Origin of the sequence: Vibrio sp. 10N.222.48.A3 (assembly GCF_041475345.1) — a bacterium.
Lineage (GTDB): Bacteria > Pseudomonadota > Gammaproteobacteria > Enterobacterales > Vibrionaceae > Vibrio > Vibrio tasmaniensis_A.
Genome location: NZ_JBFRVX010000607.1, coordinates 1 through 2397 on the forward strand (window position 1 = coordinate 1; position 2397 = coordinate 2397).

General features: G+C 43.0%; 2 protein-coding genes, 1 tRNA gene and 1 pseudogene. 2 read left to right on the plus strand and 2 right to left on the minus strand.

What is annotated here, in order from left to right; translation table 11 throughout:
- Both AB4653_RS16960 and orn read right to left on the minus strand, forming a co-directional pair.
- Positions 1 to 76, minus strand: a tRNA-Gly gene (locus AB4653_RS16960).
- Positions 77 to 256: 180 nt separating this feature from the next.
- Positions 257 to 802 carry an oligoribonuclease gene (orn, locus tag AB4653_RS16965; protein ID WP_012603103.1) on the minus strand — a complete coding sequence of 182 codons (546 nt, stop codon included), beginning with the start codon at positions 800 to 802 and terminating at the stop codon, positions 257 to 259.
- A 150-nt stretch (positions 803 to 952) separates the two neighbouring features.
- Between orn and rsgA the strand changes: the two genes are divergently transcribed.
- Entirely contained in the window at positions 953 to 2008 is a 1056-nt protein-coding gene (gene rsgA, locus AB4653_RS16970; RefSeq protein ID WP_012603102.1) for a small ribosomal subunit biogenesis GTPase RsgA, read from the plus strand.
- 125 nt (positions 2009 to 2133) lie between these two features.
- Positions 2134 to 2397: pseudogene (locus AB4653_RS16975) on the plus strand (phosphatidylserine decarboxylase); the annotation flags it as partial.

A 2397-nucleotide genomic window follows, 5' to 3' on the forward strand; every position in this document is an offset into this window, starting at 1 on the left:
TGGAGCGATACATCGGGTTCGAACCGATGACCTCAACCTTGGCAAGGTTGCGCTCTACCAACTGAGCTAGTATCGCAAACTGAAAACGTCTTTCGCCGTTCAGGGCTGCGAATTATAAGAGCATTTTTTTGTGATGCAAGTCCTTAATGCAAAAATCAGCAAGTTTTTACTCAACTGCTGTAAAAGCACACATATTTGCAAAAAAAATAGCTCTTATGTCCCTGAAAAGTTAGATAAACGTGAACATTTGATCTGATTAGATGTTAATAATCGTTTTTCGATAGTACTGCAGCTCAGCAATAGACTCTCGAATATCGTCTAATGCAAGGTGGCTTCCCGACTTAGAAAAACCATCTAACACTTCAGGCTTCCAACGGCGAGTCAGCTCTTTTAGGGTGCTAACATCAACATAACGGTAGTGGAAGTACTCTTCCAGCTCTGGCATATGCTTGTATAAGAATCGGCGATCTTGACCAATGCTGTTGCCACAAATTGGTGACTTACCTTTTGGTACCCATTTTTCCAGAAACTCAATCGTTTGTTGAATGGCATCTTGCTCTGAAACTGTACTGTCTTGAATTCGTTTCACTAGGCCACTACCGGTGTGAGTCGTTGTGCACCACTCGTCCATCTTGTCCAATTCACTCTGAGGTTGGTGAATAGCCAAAACAGGTCCTTCAGCCAGGATATTAAGCTCACTATCAGTAACGATAGTAGCAATTTCAATGATTTTATGAGTTTCAGGATCAAGTCCTGTCATCTCGAGATCAACCCAAATAAGGTTCTGATCGCTAAAGGACATAAGGCGTCGCCTATTTGTTTATGTATAAAAGAGGTACTATACCCAAATAACTATACTCAAACTAGCTTTAGAGCCATCGAAATCATATGGCAGTAGCAACATCCTGTTTGAGTTCCCAATCATCAAGTTAGATGTGTTAAGTGAAAAATTGTGGCTAAAAAAAAGAAGTTAACCAAAGGTCAGGTACGTCGCGTACGTAGCAACCAGAACAAGCGACTCAAGAAAGAAGATTCTATCCAATGGGACGAGAACATGCTTGGCGGAACAAAAAGCGGACTCGTGATTACGCGCTTTGGTCAACATGCCGATATCGAAGATCTTGAAACCAACGAAGTTCACCGTTGTAACTTACGCCGTAGTATTGAGACTTTAGTTTCTGGTGACCGAGTAACTTGGCGTGCAGGCTTAGAATCCATGGCTGGCATCTCAGGTGTTGTCGAAGCCGTTGAGCCAAGAACGTCAATGCTAACTCGCCCTGACTACTATGACGGCCTCAAACCGGTTGCCGCAAACGTAGACCAAATGGTTATCGTTTCAGCTGTACTACCAGAGCTATCACTTAATATCATCGACCGCTACTTGATCGCCTCTGAAACGGTGAATATCGCCCCTTTAGTTGTACTCAATAAAGTTGACTTGCTGACAGAACAACAAATTAGCGAATACCGCGAAACACTGAAGATATACGAGAAAATCGGCTATAAAGTCATGTTCGTGAGTAAAGAGTCGGGTTACGGCATCAAAGAGTTGGAAGCTGAACTGAAAGATCGTATCAACATTTTCGTTGGTCAATCTGGTGTAGGTAAATCCAGCGTAGTGAATGCACTGATGCCAACATTGGACATTGAAGAAGGCGCAGTTTCTGAAAACTCAGGACTGGGTCAACACACCACCACAGCAGCGCGTTTGTATCACTTCCCTTCTGGTGGTGATCTTATCGATTCCCCAGGGGTACGTGAATTCGGCTTATGGCATTTAGAACCCGATGAAGTCACAGATGCTTTCATTGAATTCAAGCCATACCTAGGTGGCTGTAAGTTCCGCGACTGTAAACACAATGACGACCCAGGATGTCTTCTACGTGAAGCCGTTGAAGACGGAAAAATTAGCCGCTTACGTTTTGCTAGCTACCATCGCATTATTGAAACAATGGCTGACAACAAAGATAACCGTCAGTACTCACGAAGCAAGAAAGCCGATCTCTAATCGCGTTTTTGTGAACAAATGTGTGCATTTACTGACAATTGGCGCGAACTTAAGTAACATCTCGCGCCCTAAACCGTCATCGACAGATTTAATTGAAAAACAATTAGCATTGGAAAATTAATACAATGGATAAGATTAAAGTTGGATTGCAGTACTGGATCCCACAACATGGCCTGACTCGTTTAGTTGGTAAACTGGCGTCTGCTAAAGCGGGTGGTTTAACGACAGCGATCATTAACTGGTTCATCAAGCAAAACAAAGTGAACATGGATGAAGCTCTGCATAGCGATCCAAAACACTTTAAGACATTCAATGAATTCTTCGTACGTGAATTGAAAGAAGGCATGCGCCCTATCGCAGAAGGTGACTCTGTTATCTGTCTCTTATAC